This is a genomic window from Rhizobacter fulvus, assembly GCF_964020785.1.
The window spans coordinates 1,634,577-1,651,368 of sequence record NZ_OZ224516.1 but is presented as its reverse complement, the minus strand read 5'-3'; the positions used below and the strand labels follow the sequence as shown (position 1 = coordinate 1,651,368).

Genomic DNA, 16,792 nt, shown 5'->3' with positions numbered 1-16,792 from the left:
CGATGGACGCCGACCAGCAGCCGACGCGGGTCCTCGCGATCCGCCACGGCGAGACCGCGTGGAACGTCGACGGCCGCATCCAGGGGCAGCTCGACGTGCCGCTGAACGAGACCGGCCGCTGGCAGGTGCACCGCCTCGCCCTGGCGGTGGCCGAGGAGGACATCGCCGCCGTCTATTCGAGTGACCTGCTGCGCGCGCTCGAGACCGCGCAGGCGGTGGCGCGCGGCAGCGGCGATCCGGTCGTCACGGACACCGGGTTGCGCGAGCGCGGCTTCGGCACGTTCGAGGGCATGAGCTACGCCGAGATCAACGAACGCTGGCCCGACATGGGCGAGCGCTGGCGCCGCCGCGACCCGACCTTCGGCGCGCCCGGTGGCGAGACGCTGAACGATTTCTACGCCCGCAGCATCGCCGCCGCCAGCCGGCTCGCGGCCCTGCACCCGGGGCAGACCATCGCGCTCGTCTCGCACGGCGGCGTGATGGACTGCCTGTACCGCGCCGCCACGCGTGTCGCGCTCGACGCGCCGCGCTCGTGGCAGCTCGGCAATGCCGCGATCAACCGGCTGCTGTATACGCCGCAGGGGTTCACGCTGGTCGGCTGGAGCGACACCTACCATCTCGACGACGACAGCCGCGACGAGGCCGCCGCATGACGGCCCCTGCCGCCGCGCGCGTCGGCGACGGCGTCGACGCGATCGACACGCCGGCGCTGGTCATCGACCTGGACGCGATGGAGCGCAACCTCGCGACGATGGCCGCTTTCGCGCAGGCCCGCGGCCTGCGGCTGCGCCCGCACGCGAAGATGCACAAGAGCGCCGCAATCGCGCGGTTGCAGATGCGCGCCGGAGCCGTCGGCATGTGCGTGCAGAAGGTCGGCGAGGCCGAGGCGCTGGCCGACGCCGGCGTGACCGACCTCTACATCAGCAACGAGGTCGTCGACTCGCGCAAGCTCGCTCGTGTGGCGGCGCTCGCCGGCCGCGTGACGCTGGCGATCGCGGTCGATTCCGCGCTCGGCGTCGAGCGGCTCGCGCACACGCTGAAGGCCGCGGGCACGACGCTCGCGGTGTTCGTCGAGATCGACGTCGGCCACGGCCGTTGCGGCGTCGCGCCGACCGCGGCCAGTGCGCTGGCGCACCAGGTGGTCGCGCACGGCCTGCGCTTCGCCGGCCTGCAGGCGTACCACGGCCGCGCCCAGCACCTGCGCAGTCCCGCGGAGCGCGCGGCCGCGATCCGCCATGCGGTGACCCAGGTGCGCGCGGCGCAGGCCGGCATCACGTCCGCGGGCATCCGCTGCCCGCTGGTGACCGGGGCCGGCAGCGGCAGCTTTGCGCTCGAGGCCGCCAGCGGGGTCTATGGCGAGCTGCAATGCGGCAGCTACCTTTTCATGGACCGCGACTATGCGGACAACGAGCCGGCGCCGGACGCGCCGCGCTTCGAGCACGCGCTGTTCGTCAAGTCGCAGGTGATGAGCCGCGGCGCGTCGCACGCCGTCGTCGACGCCGGGCACAAGGCCCACGCGATCGACTCCGGCCTGCCGCGCGTCTGGCAGCGCGATCTCAAGTTCAGCAACGGCGGCGACGAGCACGGCATCCTGATGCCGATGCACGCCGGTGCGCCGCTGCCCGACCTCGGCGAGACCGTCTGGCTCGTCCCTGGCCACTGCGACCCGACGGTGAACCTGCACGATCACTACATCGCCGTGCGTGGCGGCTTGCAGGCCGGCGTCGTCGAAGCCGTCTGGCCGATCGACGCGAGAGGCCGCCTGACCTGAGAATCCTCTCCATGACCGGCCCCCAGATCATCGTCCTCGCGACGCCGCTGTTCTTCCTGCTGATCGGGATCGAATACCTCGTCGGCCGGCGCCGCGGGCGCGACACCTACCGGCTCAACGATGCGCTCAACAGCATCGGTCTGGGCGTGATGAGCCAGCTCACCGGCGTGTTCGCGGCGCTGCTGACGCTGGGCGTCTACACCCTGGTCTACGAGCACGCGGCGCCGTGGCGGCTGTCGGCCAGCGCGGCGTGGGTCTGGATCGTCGGCCTGGTGCTCTACGACTTCTGCTACTACTGGCACCACCGCTTCGGCCACACCGTCGCGCTGTTCTGGGCCGCGCACGCGGTGCACCACCAGAGCGAGGACTACAACCTGTCGACCGCGCTGCGCCAGACCAGCAGCGGCTGGATCGGCGGTTGGCTGTTCTATCTGCCGATGGCGCTGCTCGGTTTCCCGCCGCTGGTCTTCGGCACCGTCGCGCTGATCGATCTGCTGTACCAGTATTGGGTCCACACGCAGCAGATCGGCAAGCTCGGCTGGTTCGACCGCTGGTTCTGTGCACCGAGCAATCACCGCGTGCACCACGCCGTCAACGACCAGTACCTCGACAAGAACTACGGCGGCATCCTGATCGTCTGGGACCGCCTGTTCGGCAGCTACGCCGAAGAGGACGACGCCGTCCCCTGCGTGTACGGCACGCGCGGGCCGCTGCGCAGCTGGAACCCGGTGTGGGCCAATCTGCACCTGTATGCCGAGCTGGCGCAGGACACGCGGCGCGCGTTGTCGTGGGGCGACCGGCTGCGTCTGTGGTTCAAGCACCCGGGCTGGCGCCCGGCGGATGTGGCGGCACGCTGGCCCAAGCCGGCCTTCGATCTGGAGCGCGTCGTGCGCTACGACCCGCCGATGAGCCGCGGGGCACAACGCGCTGCGCTCGCGGTGTTCGGCGTGCTGCTCGCGGCGACGACGCTGTTCCTTTGGAACGCGCACCTGCTCAGCTGGCCGCAGCGCGCCGCGGCGGCCGCCGGCGTCGTGGCCCTGCTGTGCGTGGTCGGTTGGCTGAGCGAGCCGCGCAGGACGATGGCCGAACGCGGCCTGCAGGTGTAAACCACCTCGGTGTTTTCCCGGCAATTGAGGGCGCGGGGCTTGCGGTGGCCGCCGTCCTGAAAGAGACTCCGCGGCTGTTCCACTGAACCACGTTCAACCTGCTGAACGGTTGACGTGGCCACCCCGGAGACGACCCTGCACGCCACGCCCACCTCATCGCGATCGCCCGCGCGTCGCCCGCCGCATTCGGCGGCGGCGCCGCTCGTTCCCGCGGTGACGCGTGCGCTGACCCTGCTCGACCGGCTCGCCCAGCAGCGCGAGCCGATGAGCCTGGCGCAGCTGACCCACGAGCTCGCGCTGCCCAAGAGCAGCGTGCACGGGTTGTGCAACACGCTGATGTCGTTCGGCTACCTGCGCCGCCAACCCGACGGCGCGTTCCTGATCGGCCCGCGCGTGATGAGCCTGGCCGAAGCCTTCGTCTCGGGCACCGACGTGGCGCAGGAGTTCAACGCCCTGTGGGCGGACGCGGGTTTCGCGCCGGAGGAGACGGTGGTGCTGTCGGTCCTCAGCGGCGGCGACGCCCTCTACGTGGCGGTGCGCAACAGCGCGCGGCCGCTCGGGCTGGCGTTCAATGTCGGCATGCGGCTGCCGGCCTACCTGTCCGGCAGCGGCCGGGCCACGCTGGCCTACCGCGATCCCGACGAAGTACGCAAGCTCTATGCCGCGGGGCTGAACACGCACCTCACGCGCAAGGGCCCGCGCGAGATCGAGGCGCTGCTGAAGGAGCTGGCGCTGAACCGCAAGCGCGGCTACAGCATCGACGACGAAGCGGTGCGCGAGGGCGTCTACTCGTTCGGCGCGCCGGTGTTCGACGCCAGTGGCCAGGCGGTGGCCGGCGTCGCGGTCTGCATCAACAAGGCGCTGCTCGGTGCGGACCGCGGCGAGCGCCATCGCGACGCGGTGCTCGCGGTGGCGCGCACGCTGTCGCAGCGTCTCGGCGGCGACGTGAAGACGGCCGCGACGCGGCAACGCAAGGCCGGAGGCCATTCATGAGCGGTGATTTCATCCTCGAGACGCGCGAGCTCACCAAGGAGTTCAAGGGTTTCGTGGCCGTCAGCAAGGTCAACCTGAACGTGAAGCGCGGCAGCATCCACGCGCTGATCGGGCCCAACGGCGCCGGCAAGACGACCTGCTTCAACCTGCTGACCAAGTTCCTGATCCCCACCAGCGGGCAGATCCTGTTCGACGGCACCGACATCACGCCCGAGAAGCCGGCCGCGATCGCGCGCCGCGGCGTGATCCGTTCGTTCCAGATCTCGGCGGTGTTCCCGCACCTGAGCGTGCTGGAGAACGTGCGGGTCGCCTTGCAGCGCCAACTCGGCACCTCGTTCCACTTCTGGAAGGCCGAGCGCTCGCTCGAGACGCTGGACGACCAGGCGCTCGCGCTGCTGCGCGAGGTCGATCTGGAGTCGTATGCGCGCATCCCGGCCGTCGAACTCAGCTACGGCCGCAAGCGCGCGCTCGAGATCGCGACCACGCTGGCGATGGACCCGAAGCTGATGCTGCTCGACGAGCCCACGCAGGGCATGGGCCTCGAAGACGTCGACCGCATCCGCCAGCTGATCAAGAAGGTCGCCGCCAGCCGCACGGTGCTGATGGTCGAGCACAACATGAGCGTCGTCGCGAGCATCGCCGACACCATCACCGTGCTGCAACGCGGCGCCACGTTGGCCGAGGGCCCCTATGAAGAGGTCTCCAAGAATCCTGCCGTGATCGAGGCCTACATGGGCTCGGCGAACGTCGAGCTGAAGGGAGCCCACTGAGATGGCGACACCGTTCCTGGAGGTCAAGGACCTGCACGGCTGGTACGGCGAATCGCACGTGCTGCACGGCGTGAACTTCCACGTCAACGAAGGCGAGGTCGTCACGCTGCTCGGCCGCAACGGCGCCGGCCGCACGAGCACGATGCGCGCGATCATGGGCCTGATCGGCGCGCGCAAGGGCTCGATCAAGGTGCGCGGCACCGAGACGGTGGACCTGGCCACGCACCGCATCGCGCGGCTCGGCCTCGGCTATTGTCCTGAGGAGCGCGGCATCTTCTCGAGCCTGTCGTGCGAGGAGAACCTGATGTTGCCGCCGACGCTGGCCGAAGGCGGCATGAGCGTCGAGCAGATCTACACGATGTTCCCGAACCTGCGCGAGCGCGCCAACAGCCAGGGCACGCGCCTGTCGGGCGGCGAACAGCAGATGCTGGCGGTCGCACGAATCCTGCGCACCGGCGCCCGGCTGCTGCTGCTGGACGAAATCTCCGAAGGCCTGGCCCCGGTGATCGTGCAGAAGCTGGCCGAGATGGTGATCTCGTTGCGGCAGCAGGGCTACACGGTGCTGATGGTGGAGCAGAACTTCCGCTTCGCCGCGCCGCTGGCCGACCGCTTCCTGGTGATGGAGCATGGCCAGGTCATCCAGGAGTTCACCCAGGCCGAACTGCCGTCCCGCCTCGAACGTTTGCATGAATACCTCGGCGTCTGACACGGCCGCCGCCACCCCGTCCCACCCCTCGATTCCCACAAGGAGACTCTCGATGAAGTTCAGCAAAATTTCTGCCGCCTGCGCGCTCGCCGCGACCACGCTGTTCGCCGCTTCGGCCCAGGCCCAGATCTCGGGCGACACGATCAAGATCGGCTTCATCACCGACCTGTCCGGCCTGTATGCCGACATCGACGGCCCGGCCGGTGCCGAAGCGATCCGCATGGCGATCGCCGACATGGGCGGCAACATCGGCGGCAAGAAGATCGAGCTGCTCGTCGCCGACCACCAAAACAAGCCCGACGTCGCCGCCTCGAAGGCACGCGAGTGGTTCGACCAGCAAGGCCTGGACGCGCTGATCGGCGGCACCAACTCGGGCACCGCGCTGGCGATGGCCAAGGTCGCGGCCGAGAAGAAGAAGCCGTTCCTGGCCGTTGGCCCCGGAAGCTCGGCGCTCACCAACGACCAGTGCTCGCCGTACACCGTTCACTACGCCTACGACACCACCGCGCTGGCCAAGGGCACCGCTCCGGCCGTCGTCAAGTCCGGCGGCAAGAGCTGGTACTTCCTGACCGCCGACTATGCATTCGGCTCGGCGCTGCAGGCCGACGCGACCAACGCGGTCAAGGCCTCGGGCGGCAGCGTCGTCGGCTCGGTGCGGCACCCGTTGTCGGCCAGCGACTTCTCGTCGTTCCTGCTGCAGGCGCAATCGAGCAAGGCCGAGATCCTGGGCCTGGCCAACGCCGGTGGCGACACGATCAACGCCATCAAGGCGGCGAACGAGTTCGGCATCACCAAGACGATGAAGCTGGCCGGCCTGCTGATGTTCATCAACGACGTGCACTCGCTCGGCCTGAAGGCCACGCAGGGCATGTACCTGACCGACAGCTGGTACTGGAACCAAAGCGCCGAATCGCGCGCCTGGTCGAAGCGCTTCTTCGACAAGTTCAAGCGCATGCCGTCGTCGATCCAGGCGGCCGACTACTCGGTCGCGGGCTTCTATCTGAACGCGGTCAAGGCGCTCAACAGCGACGATGGCGACAAGGCGATGGAGCAGATGCGCAAGAGCAAGGTCAACGACATGTACGCCAAGAACGGCTACGTGCGCGCCGACGGCCGCATGGTCCACGACATGTTCCTGATGCAGGTCAAGACGCCGGCCCAGTCGACCACGCCGTGGGACTACTACAACGTGGTCGCGACGACCAAGGGCGAAGAGGCGTTCACGACGAAGGCCGAATCGAAGTGCGCGCTCTGGAAGTGACGACCGACCACCCCTGACGCCATGGACATCTTCGGCATCCCGATTCAGGCCTTCCTGGGCCAGTTGCTGCTCGGCCTCGTCAACGGCTCGTTCTACGCGATGCTGAGCCTGGGCCTCGCGGTGATCTTCGGGTTGCTGGGGATCGTCAACTTCGCGCACGGCGCGCTGTACATGATCGGCGCGTACGTCGCGTACGTGCTGCTCGAGAAGTTCGGCGTCAACTACTGGTTCGCGCTGGTGTTGTCGCCGCTGGTCGTCGGCGCGCTCGGCGTGGTCGTCGAGCGCACGCTGCTCAAGCGTCTGTACAAGATCGACCCGATCTACGGCCTGCTGCTGACCTTCGGCCTGGCCCTGATCGCCGAAGGCGTGTTCCGCTACTGGTTCGACGTGTCGGGCCAGTCCTACCCGGTGCCCGAGTTGCTTGAGGGCGCGACCAACCTCGGCTTCATGGTGCTGCCGAACTACCGCGCGTGGGTCGTCGTCGCGTCGCTCTCGGTGTGCCTGGGCACCTGGTTCCTGATCGAGCGCACGCGGCTGGGCGCCTACCTGCGCGCCGGCACCGAGAACCCCGCGCTGGTGCAGGCCTTCGGCGTCAACGTGCCGGTGATGGTGATGCTGACCTACGGCGCCGGCGCGGGCCTGGCGGCGCTGGCCGGCGTGCTCGCGGCGCCGGTGATCCAGGTCACGCCGCTGATGGGCAGCAACCTGATCATCGTGGTGTTCGCGGTCGTCGTGATCGGCGGCATGGGGTCCATCCTCGGCTCGATCCTGACGGGTGTCGCGCTGGGCATCGTCGAGGGGCTGACCAAGGTGTTCTATCCGGAGGCATCGAACATCGTGGTGTTCGTGATCATGGCCATCGTGCTGATGATCCGCCCCGCCGGGCTGTTCGGCAAGGAGGCGTGATGCACGACACCCCGGTTCGATCGATGTTCTCGTCGCGCGGCGGCCGGGCCCTGATGTGGGCCTTCATGGCGCTGTTGCTGGTCGCGCCGTTCATCGGCCTGTATCCGGTGTTCCTGATGAAGGCGCTGTGCTTCGCGATCTTCGCCTGCGCGTTCAACCTGCTGCTGGGCTACACCGGGCTGCTCTCGTTCGGCCACGCGGCCTATCTCGGGGCCGCGGCCTACGCGACCGGCTGGCTCGTCAAGTCGGCCGGCCTGACGCCCGAACTCGGCGTCGTCGCGGGCAGCCTGATCGCCGCGCTGTGCGGCCTGGTGGTCGGCGCGATCGCGATCCGGCGCCAGGGCATCTATTTCGCGATGGTCACGCTCGCCATGGCGCAGATGATCTACTTCGTGTTCCTGCAGGCGCCGTTCACCCACGGCGAGGACGGGCTGCAGGGAGTGCCGCGCGGCAAGCTCTTCGGCATGTTCTCGCTCGCCAACGACACGGTCCTGTACTACCTGGTGCTGGCGGTGTTCGTCGCGGTGTTCCTGTTCATCGTGAGGATCGTGCACTCGCCCTACGGCCAGGTGCTGAAGGCGATCCGCGAGAACGAGCCGCGTGCCGTCTCGCTGGGGTACGACGTCGACCGCTACAAGCTGCTGGCCTTCGTGCTCTCGACGGCGATCGCCGGCCTCGCGGGATCGATGAAGACGCTGGTGCTGGGCTTCGCGACGCTGTCCGACGCGCACTGGTCGCTGTCCGGCGAGGTCGTGCTGATGACCCTGCTCGGCGGCATGGGGACCTTTGCCGGCCCGGTGATCGGCGCGTTCACGATCATCGGCCTGCAGGACTTCCTGGCCGACCAGGTCGGCTCATGGATCAACGTGATCATCGGCGCGATCTTCGTCGTCTGCGTCGTCGCGTTCCGCAAGGGGTTCGTCGGCGAGTTGCTCGCCTGGCAGCAGCGCCGCAGGGGCAGCTGAGCCGGCCGGCGGGCCTCGAACCGCGGGGCTTGGCAAGCCGTCGTCCCGGTGTCTAGACTGGCGTCCGAGCCACTCGAGGAGACACGGGATGAGCATCAAGCGACTGACCAAGGACGACATCCGCCGGCAGTCCGGCATCTTGAACCCGGTCGGGCACGTCGTGCTCGCGTTCAAGGACGACACGGTCGCTGCGCAGGCCGTGGCGGCGCTGCGCGAGGGCGGCGCGGCGGAGGAAGACATCCTGCTGTACACCGCCGCCGAGGCCACGCCGCGCCTCGAGGAGCGGGTGCGCACGTCGAGCGGCGCCGCCGGCTTCGGCTACGAGATCACGCTGATGCGGCGCTACCTCGCGTTTGCGCAGGCCGGGGCCGGCTGGCTGATCGTCTATGCGCCCGACGACGGCGCGGTGCAGCGCATCACCGAAGTCGCGCAGCGCTTCGAGGCGCTCTGCGCAGTCCGCTACCACCGGCTCGCGAACGAAGACCTGGTCTAGGGTGCGCCTTCAGGGCTCGAACAGATCGGCTGCGCCCGACGGCCGCGGCGGCGTGACGCCGAGGTGCCGGTACGCGGCGAGGGTCGCGACCCGCCCGCGCGGCGTGCGCTGCAGATAGCCCTGCTGGATCAGGTAGGGCTCGATCACGTCCTCGATCGTGTCGCGCTCCTCGCCGACCGCGGCGGCCACGTTGTCCAGCCCGACCGGGCCGCCGTCGAAGCGGTGCACGATCGCCTCGAGGATCTTGCGGTCCATCACGTCCAGGCCGTGGGCGTCGACGTCGAGCATCTTCAGCGCCTTGTCGGCCAGCGCGCGGCCGATGCGGCCGTCGGCCTTCACGTCGGCATAGTCGCGCACCCGGCGCAGCAGCCGGTTGGCGATGCGCGGCGTGCCGCGCGAGCGGCGCGCGATCTCGAACGCGCCGTCGTCGTCGGTCGGCACGTTCAGCAGGCCGGCCGAGCGGCGCACGATGCGCGCGAGTTCCTCGGCGGTGTAGAACTCGAGCCGCGCGACGATGCCGAAGCGGTCGCGCAGCGGGTTGGTCAGCATGCCGGCGCGGGTGGTCGCGCCGATCAGCGTGAACGGCTGCAGATCGAGCTTGATCGAGCGCGCGGCCGGGCCCTCGCCGATCATGATGTCGATCTGGTAGTCCTCGAGCGCCGGGTACAGGATCTCCTCGACGACCGGGCTGAGCCGGTGGATTTCGTCGATGAAGAGCACGTCGTTGCGCTCCAGGTTGGTCAGGATCGCGGCCAGGTCCTTCGGCTTCTCGAGCACCGGGCCGGAGGTCTGGCGCAGGTTCACGCCGAGCTCGTTGGCGATGATGTGCGACAGCGTCGTCTTGCCCAGCCCGGGCGGACCGAACAGGAGCACGTGGTCCATCGCCTCGCTGCGCATCTTGGCGGCGCCGATGAAGATCTCGAGCTGCTCGCGGGCCTTCGCCTGGCCCACGTACTCGGCCAGGCCCTTGGGCCGCAGCGCGCGCTCGATCGCCTCCTCGTTGGGGCTCGTGGCCGCGGCGCTGACGACGCGGTGGTCGGCGGGGCGGCGGGCGGGCTCGAAGTCGTCGGTCTGGATCGCCATGGTTCATTATCCGGCGGCGCCTGCCGATAATCGTCTGAGACAATCCGCTCCGTCATGAAACTGCGCCATCCGTCGTCGCGCTGGGCCCTGTGGGCCTTCGCCGCCGCATTGCTGCTGAAGTCGGCGATGCCGTGGCTCGCGAACGCCTCGGCACAGATGCAGGGCAAGACGCTGGTCGAGGTCTGCACCCTGTACGGCGTGGCGCTGGTGCCGCAGGGCCAGGGCCAATCGGAGCCGACGGATCACCCTGCCGACCACGCGAGCGCGGAGTGCGCATTGACGGCGCTGACCGTGCTCGCACAGATCGATCCGCCGGCGCGGGTGTCCTTGCCCGCGCAGCAGCGCGACGCAGCCCCGCCGCTCGCGCAGCGCTCGTCGCGGGCACCGGACGCCTGCGCGAGCTGGGTCGCACGGCTCCAGCACGGGCCGCCCGCCTTCGCCTGAACCCCACCGTTGTCGGAGTTGACGCGCGCCCGATCGGGCGTACGCTGCCCCGGCCTGTGTCATGGCGCGCGACCCGGTCGCCGCCCGTTCAGGATCGACCATGTTCCCGCCCACCGTTCGTGCGCTCGCCTGCGCCGCGGCCGCCGCCGTTCCGCTCGCGCCCCTGGCGCAAACCGCCGCCGGCGACAACGGCGTCCCCGTCAAGTCGCTCGGCGTCGTCACCGTCACCGGCAGCCAGCCGACCTCGCTGCCGACCCAGATCCCCGCAACGATGGAGGGCGTCACGCGCGAACAGATCGCCCGCAGCGTCAATGCCAGCGACAGCGAAGACGCGCTGAAGTACCTGCCCAGCCTGCTCGTGCGCAAGCGCTACATCGGCGACTACAACCACGCGATCCTGTCGAGCCGCGCCTCGGGCACCGGCAACAGCGCGCGCTCGGCGGTCTACGCCGACGGCATGCTGCTGTCCAACTACCTCGGCAACGGCGTCGGCGGGCTGAGCTTCCCGCCGCGCTGGGGCATGGTGGCGCCCGAGGAGATCGAGCGGGTCGACGTGATGTACGGCCCGTTCTCGGCCGCGTACCCCGGCAACTCGGTCGGCGCGGTCGTGGTGTTCACTACTCGCATGCCGAAGGCGTTCGAGGCCCATGCCAAGGTCGGCCTGGGCAGCCAGCCGTTTGCGCTCTACGGCACGCGCGCCACCTACCGGTCGTGGGACGCGAGCGCTTCGCTCGGCGACCGGGTCGGTGCGTTCGCGTGGCGGCTCGCGGTCCACCATGCCGACAGCGAGGGCCAGCCGCTGACTTTTGCGACCCGGCTGCAAGGCAGCGGCACGACCGGGGGCGCCGGCACGCCGGTCACCGGCGCCGTGGCGGGGCTCAACAACGCCAACCAGCCGTGGTGGGTGGTGGGCAGCGGCACCGAGTACCGGTCGAAGCAGGACCAGTTGAAGGCCCGGCTGGCCTATGACCTCACGCCGACGATCCGCGCGACCTACGTGTTCGGCCTGTGGCAGAACCGCGCGCAGAACACGCCGGCGTCGTACCTGCGCGATGCGGCCGGGCAGGCGGTGTACGGCGGTACGGTCAACATCGGCGGCCAGTCGTTCGCCGCGCTGACCGGTGCCGATTTCGCCGCGACACAGGAGAAGCTCACCCACGTGATGCAGGGCCTCGCCGTCAAGAGCCACACCCGCGGCGCGTGGGACTGGGAACTGGACGCCAGCCGCTACGACTACCGCCGCGACGTCAAGCGTCAGAACGCTGCATCGAACCTGCTGCCGGGCGCGCTGAGCGGCGGCGCGGGCACGCTGGCCGATGGCGGCGGCACCGGCTGGAACAACCTCGCGCTGAAGGGCACCTGGCGTCCCGCTGGCCTCGATGGCGCGCACATCGTCGATGCCGGCTTGCAGCTGGACAGTTACCGGCTGCGCTACCTCACGTCCGCCATCGCCGGCGACTGGCTCGGCGACGGGGCCGGTGGGCTCGCCAGCAACGTCAGCGGTCAGACGGCCCTGCGCAGCGTCTACGCGCAGGATGCGTGGCGCTTCGCCGAGCAGTGGAAGGCGGTACTCGGCCTGCGCGCCGAAGACTGGCGTGCGCAGGACGGTGCGACGGCGTTCTCCGCGGCCAGCGCGTTGACCTACCCATCACGCCGCGCGCGCTTCGTCTCGCCGAAGGCCGCGCTGTCGTTCCAGGCCGCGCCCGACCTGGTGCTCAAGGCCTCGATCGGCCGCGCCGTGCGCATGCCGACCGTCAGCGAGCTGTACGGCGCCACGTCGACGGCCAACGCCCAGTACATCAACGACCCGAACCTGAAGCCGGAGGCCTCGTGGACGACCGAACTGACCGCCGAAAAGGAGGTCGGCCCCATGCAGCTGCGCCTGACCGCCTTCGGCGAAGACACGCGCGACGCGCTGTACTCGCAGACCACGTTCGACGCCGTGGCCAACCGGAACATCAGCCGCGTTCAGAACGTCGCTCGCATCCGCACGAAGGGGCTGGAGCTCGCGGTCAACGGCACCGACGTGCTGCGCAAGGGACTGGACCTGAGCGCAAGCGTGACCTATGCCGATTCGGTCATCCGGGCCAACGACGGTTTCGTCGCGACGCCGGGCGACACGGTCGGCAAGCGCCAGCCCAACGTGCCGGCGTGGCGCGCCACCGTGCTCGCCAGCTACCGCGTCGACGAGCGCTGGTCGGTCGCCTACGGTGCGCGCTACAGCGGCAAGCAGTACCGCACGCTGAACAACGCCGACGTCAACGGCGACACCTACCAGGGTGTCAGCCACTACTTCACCACCGACCTGCGGGTGCGCTGGCAGATCACGCGCCAGTGGTCCGCGGCGATGGGTATCGACAATCTCAACAGTTGCCGTTACTGGAACTTTCACCCCTACCCCCAGCGGAGCTACAACGCCGAGCTGAAATTCGACCTCTGACGGAGAACCCCACCATGAAGACGAAAACCATCCTGACCGCCGCCGCGCTGGCCCTGGCAAGCGCATTGACCCATGCCCATTCCTTCAAGGTCGGCGACATCGACATCGGCCACCCGTATGCGCGCGCCACCGGCCCCGGCCAGCCGACCGGCGGCGGCTACCTGAAACTCGAGAACAAGGGACGGGACGACCGGCTGCTGTCGGCCCGCGCCGCGGTTTCGGCGAGCGTCGAACTGCATTCGATGACCATGGAGGGCGACGTGATGCGGATGCGCCAGGTCGAAGGCGTCGCGTTGCCCGCGGGCCAGACCGTGGAACTCAAGCCCGGGGGCTACCACATCATGTTCGTCGGTCTGAAGGCGCCGCTGAAGGACGGCGACAAGTTTCCGATGACGCTGAAGTTCGAGAAGGCCGGCGAGGTCGAGGTCACGGTCAATGTCGAGGCGCCGAAGGCCGGCGCCGCCGCCGAGCACAAGCACTGACTCACTTGGCCAGCGCGCGCAGCGCAAGCTTGATGCCGTCGCTGACGCCCACGTCGGCCGGCAGGGCCTTCAAGGCCGCCGCGGCCTCGCGGTCGCTGTAGCCGAGCGCGAGCAGCGCCTGCTGGATGTCGCCCTGCGCGTTGCCGGCGATGCTGGTCGGCGCGGCGATCGCGTCGCCGAGCTTGCCCTTCAGCTCGAGCAGGAGCCGCTCGGCCGTCTTCTTTCCGATGCCCGGCACCTTCACGAGGCGCGCGCTCTCCTGCAGGCTCACCGCCTGAGCCAGGTCGTTGACGCTCAGGCCGGACAGGATCGACAGCGCCGTGCGCGGTCCCACGCCGGAGATCTTCACCAGCAGCCGGAAGGTCGCGCGCTCGTCGTGGGTCAGGAAGCCGAACAGCACCTGCGCGTCCTCGCGCACGACGAAATGCGTCAGCAAGGTGACGCGTTCGCCCAGCGCCGGCAGGTTGTAGAAGCTGGACATCGGCACGTCGACCTCGTAGCCGACACCGTTCACGTCGATGAGCAATTGCGGGGGCGATTTTTCCGCGAGCGTGCCGGTGATGCGTCCGATCATCGACCGATTATCACCACCCGGCCCAGGCCGGGAGCTCCATCAGGAGCGGCGGAACAGCCCCAGGCGCTGCGCTTCCAGCGCGGCTTCGGCGCGCGAGCTGACGTTGAGCTTGCGGTAGATCTGCTTCACGTAGTCGGCGATCGTGTGGCGCGACAGGTTCAGCTGCACGCCGATCTCGGGCAGCGTGTAGCCCTTGGCGACGCGCAGCAGGACCTCGTTCTCGCGGTCGGTCAGCGCGACGTGCGGCATGTTCTGCGGCCGCTCCTGCGGGCGCGTCTGGGCTGCGAAGTGCGAGATCACGCGGCGTGCGATCGAGGGGCTCAGCGGCGGCTCGCCCTGGCTCATGCGGTTCAACTGCTCGGCGATCAGTTCGCGCGCCTGCTCCTTGAGCAGGTAGCCGAACGCGCCGGCCTGCAGCGCGGGAAACAGGTGGTCGTCGTCGTCGTGGATGGTCACGACGACCGACTGGCATTCGGGTTGCGATTCGCGCAGCGCCGCGACCACGTCGACGCCCGAGCCGTCGGGCAGGCCCAGGTCGCACAGCGCGAGGTTGAACCGGACGGCCGAGACCAGGCCGAGCGCGTCGTGCACCCGCGCGGCCTCGTGGATCTGGGCGTTCGGGAACACCTGTTTGACGAGCGCCTTCATCCACGAGCGGATTTCGGGCAGGTCTTCGAGCAGCAGGATGTTGGTCATGGGCAAACGCCTTGGTTCAATGCGCCGGCACGGCGCTGCGCCGAGGGTGCGCGCTTTTTCATCGTAAGGGTGTATCGGCGAATTCCGCGGGCCTTGTAGCCCCCGGCTCACAAGGGGAGCGTGAGCCTTATCACGGTCCCATACCCGGGGCCCGATTCCACCAGGCACTGGCCCTGCATCTGCTTGGCCCGGTGCTTCATGCTGGACATGCCGTGGCCGCGGTCGAGCGTGCCGTCCAGCTCGAGCGGGATGCCCTTGCCGTTGTCCTGCACCGTCAGCCCGAACTGGCGCTCGGTGATCGCGCAGCGCACCTTGCAGTGCGACGCGCCGCTGTGCTTGATGATGTTGCTGACCGCCTCGCGCAGGATGCGGGTCGTCTGGACGAAGTCGCGCGCGGGCAGCAGCTGCTCCACTTCCTCGGACGGGCTGCGCCAGTCGGCCTCGATGTTGGCCTGGCCGAGGCGCGAGACGGTCTCGGCGCGCCAGTCGGCCAGCGCGTCGGCCAGGCGCATCGGCTTGCCGGTCAGCCCGCGCACCGACAGGCGCATCTCCTCGAGCGCCTCGCGCGCCAGCGAGGAGATGCGCTCGGACTCGCTGGTGTGCACGATCGTCAGCAGTTTCGCGCCCAGGTCGTCGTGCAGGTCGGCAGCGATGCGCTTGCGTTCCTTCTCGGTCACCTGCTCGACGCGCAACTCGGCCAGCTGCGCGAAGTTGCGTTCGATCTCGGCAGTGACTTCCTGGACCCGGCTCTCCAGGCTGTCACGGCCGTCCTCGGCCGCGCGCAGCGCCCGCGCGAAGATCTGCAGCAGCCGCACCGCCATGCCGATGAACAGCAGCGGCAGCGCGATCTGCAGCATCGGCAGGCCGGGCGAGGGCAGCAGGCCGTGCTGGAACGCGAACTCGAGCCCGAGCAGGGCCGTCACCACGCCCAGCAACGCGGCCATGGCCCAGAAGTCCTGACGCTTGCGACGCCAGGTCACCGTCAGGTGCAGCCCGATCGCGCCGAGCACCTCGACCGTCAGCACCGCGTACCAGATGCCGGCCATCAGGAACAGCCGGCCCGGACCGGCCAGCAGCAGCGTGGCCGGCAAAAGCACCCATTGGGCCGCCAGCGCGTTCTCGATCCAGCGCGAGCGCAGCCCGACGAAGCTGATCAGGAACTGCACCGCCAGCGCCACCAGCGGCGCGAACCCGGTGCAGAACAGGAACTCCATCACCCCGGTGTCCCACGGCATGTCACGCCACCAGACGCGCGCCGACAGCAGCGCCCACACCAGGCACAGCCAGCCGAAATGACCGAGATAGGCCTCGCGCCGGTTGGTCCAGCCCAACCCGATCATCACCAGGCCGAGCACGCCCAGCGCGAGGTTGACCAGTTGGACCGCCGTGACGCTCCAGAAGCGGCGCTCGGCGTACACGTCGTCCAGCAGCGCGTACGGGCCGATCTGCATGGCCGACATGCCGCCCGCCCGCTGCCGCGAGGCGACGCGCTCGAGCGAATGGCCCTGCAGCTGCACGTCGAGCAGGTTGGCCTTGTCCTGCAGCAGCGCCGCGGGCAGCGTGACCAGCTGCGGGTAGTGGCAGTTGCGGGTGACCGGCTCGCCCATGCTGCCGCCGCTGAAGATGCGGTTGCCGTTGAGGTAGACCTCGACGTTGCTGCAGACCCGCTCGATGTACAGCGCCATCAGCTCGTGCGGGTCGACCGCGGACGGGCGGTCGAAGCTGGTGCGGTACCAGACGCTGCCCTCGAAACGGGGCCGGCTGACGGCCCAGTCGTCAGGCAGCTTGACGGTCTGCGCCAGCGGCGTGACCGCGCCCGGGGCCCCGGTGCTCTGGACTGACAGCGCCTGGCCGATCACGAGGATGCGGTCGTCCGCCGCAGCCGCCGGCAGGGCGGCGGCGAGCCAGAACGCCCATGCCGCCAGCCCGTACCGGGCGAACGACCGGAGCAGGGCGAGGAGGGTGAGCGGTTTCGGCATCGACGCGCATTGTGCCGGCAAGTGTCGCGTCCGCGCGTCGCCGCAGCGCGTCGAAGCGGGCGCCGGTGTCGACAACGGCACGCTCCGGCGGGTGACAATCCCACCCAGCCCCCCGGAAGCCGC

At 69.4% G+C, this 16,792-nt stretch carries 17 protein-coding genes; 13 read left to right on the top strand and 4 right to left on the bottom strand.

Annotated elements, in window-relative coordinates; translation table 11 throughout:
- Positions 1-2: 2 nt before the first annotated feature.
- The 10 genes from ACWH49_RS07920 to ACWH49_RS07875 all read left to right on the top strand — a co-directional run bounded on the left by ACWH49_RS07920 (position 3) and on the right by ACWH49_RS07875 (position 8,971).
- Positions 3-653, top strand: coding sequence for a histidine phosphatase family protein (locus ACWH49_RS07920; RefSeq protein ID WP_448170958.1), 651 nt, complete (start codon positions 3-5; stop codon positions 651-653).
- The gene (locus tag ACWH49_RS07915; protein WP_448170957.1) at positions 650-1,771 is read left to right on the top strand and encodes a DSD1 family PLP-dependent enzyme; all 1,122 of its coding nucleotides are present in this window, start codon (positions 650-652) and stop codon (positions 1,769-1,771) included. The genes ACWH49_RS07920 and ACWH49_RS07915 overlap by 4 nt, the downstream gene beginning before the upstream one ends.
- Positions 1,772-1,782: 11 nt before the next feature.
- Positions 1,783-2,877 (top strand): sterol desaturase family protein, encoded by a 1,095-nt coding sequence (locus tag ACWH49_RS07910; protein WP_448170956.1) that lies wholly within the window; start codon positions 1,783-1,785, stop codon positions 2,875-2,877.
- A gap of 213 nt (positions 2,878-3,090) precedes the next feature.
- Positions 3,091-3,870: an IclR family transcriptional regulator gene (locus ACWH49_RS07905; RefSeq protein WP_448170955.1), complete on the top strand. Its 780-nt coding sequence runs from the start codon at positions 3,091-3,093 to the stop codon at positions 3,868-3,870.
- The gene (locus ACWH49_RS07900) at positions 3,867-4,640 is read left to right on the top strand and encodes an ABC transporter ATP-binding protein (protein ID WP_056465902.1); all 774 of its coding nucleotides are present in this window, start codon (positions 3,867-3,869) and stop codon (positions 4,638-4,640) included. Before ACWH49_RS07905 ends, ACWH49_RS07900 begins: the two co-directional genes overlap by 4 nt.
- 1 nt (position 4,641) lies before the next feature.
- On the top strand, positions 4,642-5,346 hold the full coding sequence (locus tag ACWH49_RS07895) for an ABC transporter ATP-binding protein (protein WP_056465899.1): 705 nt from the start codon (positions 4,642-4,644) through the stop codon (positions 5,344-5,346).
- Positions 5,347-5,398: 52 nt separating this feature from the next.
- On the top strand, positions 5,399-6,607 hold the full coding sequence (locus ACWH49_RS07890) for an ABC transporter substrate-binding protein (RefSeq protein ID WP_448170954.1): 1,209 nt from the start codon (positions 5,399-5,401) through the stop codon (positions 6,605-6,607).
- 21 nt (positions 6,608-6,628) lie between these two features.
- Entirely contained in the window at positions 6,629-7,513 is an 885-nt protein-coding gene (locus ACWH49_RS07885) for a branched-chain amino acid ABC transporter permease (protein ID WP_448170953.1), read from the top strand.
- Positions 7,514-7,536: 23 nt separating this feature from the next.
- Positions 7,537-8,478: a branched-chain amino acid ABC transporter permease gene (locus ACWH49_RS07880; protein WP_448174328.1), complete on the top strand. Its 942-nt coding sequence runs from the start codon at positions 7,537-7,539 to the stop codon at positions 8,476-8,478.
- Positions 8,479-8,566: 88 nt separating this feature from the next.
- The gene (locus tag ACWH49_RS07875) at positions 8,567-8,971 is read left to right on the top strand and encodes a hypothetical protein (protein ID WP_448170952.1); all 405 of its coding nucleotides are present in this window, start codon (positions 8,567-8,569) and stop codon (positions 8,969-8,971) included.
- A 9-nt stretch (positions 8,972-8,980) separates the two neighbouring features.
- Here ACWH49_RS07875 and ruvB read toward each other — a convergent pair whose 3' ends face one another.
- On the bottom strand, positions 8,981-10,054 hold the full coding sequence (ruvB, locus tag ACWH49_RS07870) for a Holliday junction branch migration DNA helicase RuvB (RefSeq protein ID WP_448170951.1): 1,074 nt from the start codon (positions 10,052-10,054) through the stop codon (positions 8,981-8,983).
- A 54-nt stretch (positions 10,055-10,108) separates the two neighbouring features.
- Here ruvB and ACWH49_RS07865 point away from each other — a divergent pair, with 54 nt between their 5' ends.
- The 3 genes from ACWH49_RS07865 (at position 10,109) to ACWH49_RS07855 (ending at position 13,420) form a co-directional block, all read left to right on the top strand.
- A complete protein-coding gene (locus ACWH49_RS07865; RefSeq protein WP_448170950.1) occupies positions 10,109-10,498 on the top strand; it encodes a hypothetical protein in 390 nt (129 codons plus the stop codon).
- A gap of 100 nt (positions 10,499-10,598) precedes the next feature.
- Positions 10,599-12,938, top strand: coding sequence for a TonB-dependent receptor (locus ACWH49_RS07860; protein WP_448170949.1), 2,340 nt, complete (start codon positions 10,599-10,601; stop codon positions 12,936-12,938).
- 14 nt (positions 12,939-12,952) lie between these two features.
- Entirely contained in the window at positions 12,953-13,420 is a 468-nt protein-coding gene (locus ACWH49_RS07855; RefSeq protein WP_448170948.1) for a copper chaperone PCu(A)C, read from the top strand.
- A gap of 1 nt (position 13,421) precedes the next feature.
- On the opposite strand, the gene ruvA is transcribed toward ACWH49_RS07855, so the two are convergent.
- From ruvA to ACWH49_RS07840, 3 genes are all read right to left on the bottom strand, one after another.
- Positions 13,422-13,994, bottom strand: a complete 573-nt coding sequence (gene ruvA, locus ACWH49_RS07850; protein ID WP_448170947.1) for a Holliday junction branch migration protein RuvA — start codon at positions 13,992-13,994, stop codon at positions 13,422-13,424.
- A 39-nt stretch (positions 13,995-14,033) separates the two neighbouring features.
- A complete protein-coding gene (locus tag ACWH49_RS07845; protein WP_056465870.1) occupies positions 14,034-14,690 on the bottom strand; it encodes a response regulator in 657 nt (218 codons plus the stop codon).
- Positions 14,691-14,797: 107 nt separating this feature from the next.
- On the bottom strand, positions 14,798-16,669 hold the full coding sequence (locus ACWH49_RS07840; protein ID WP_448170946.1) for an ATP-binding protein: 1,872 nt from the start codon (positions 16,667-16,669) through the stop codon (positions 14,798-14,800).
- Positions 16,670-16,792 lie beyond the last annotated feature (123 nt).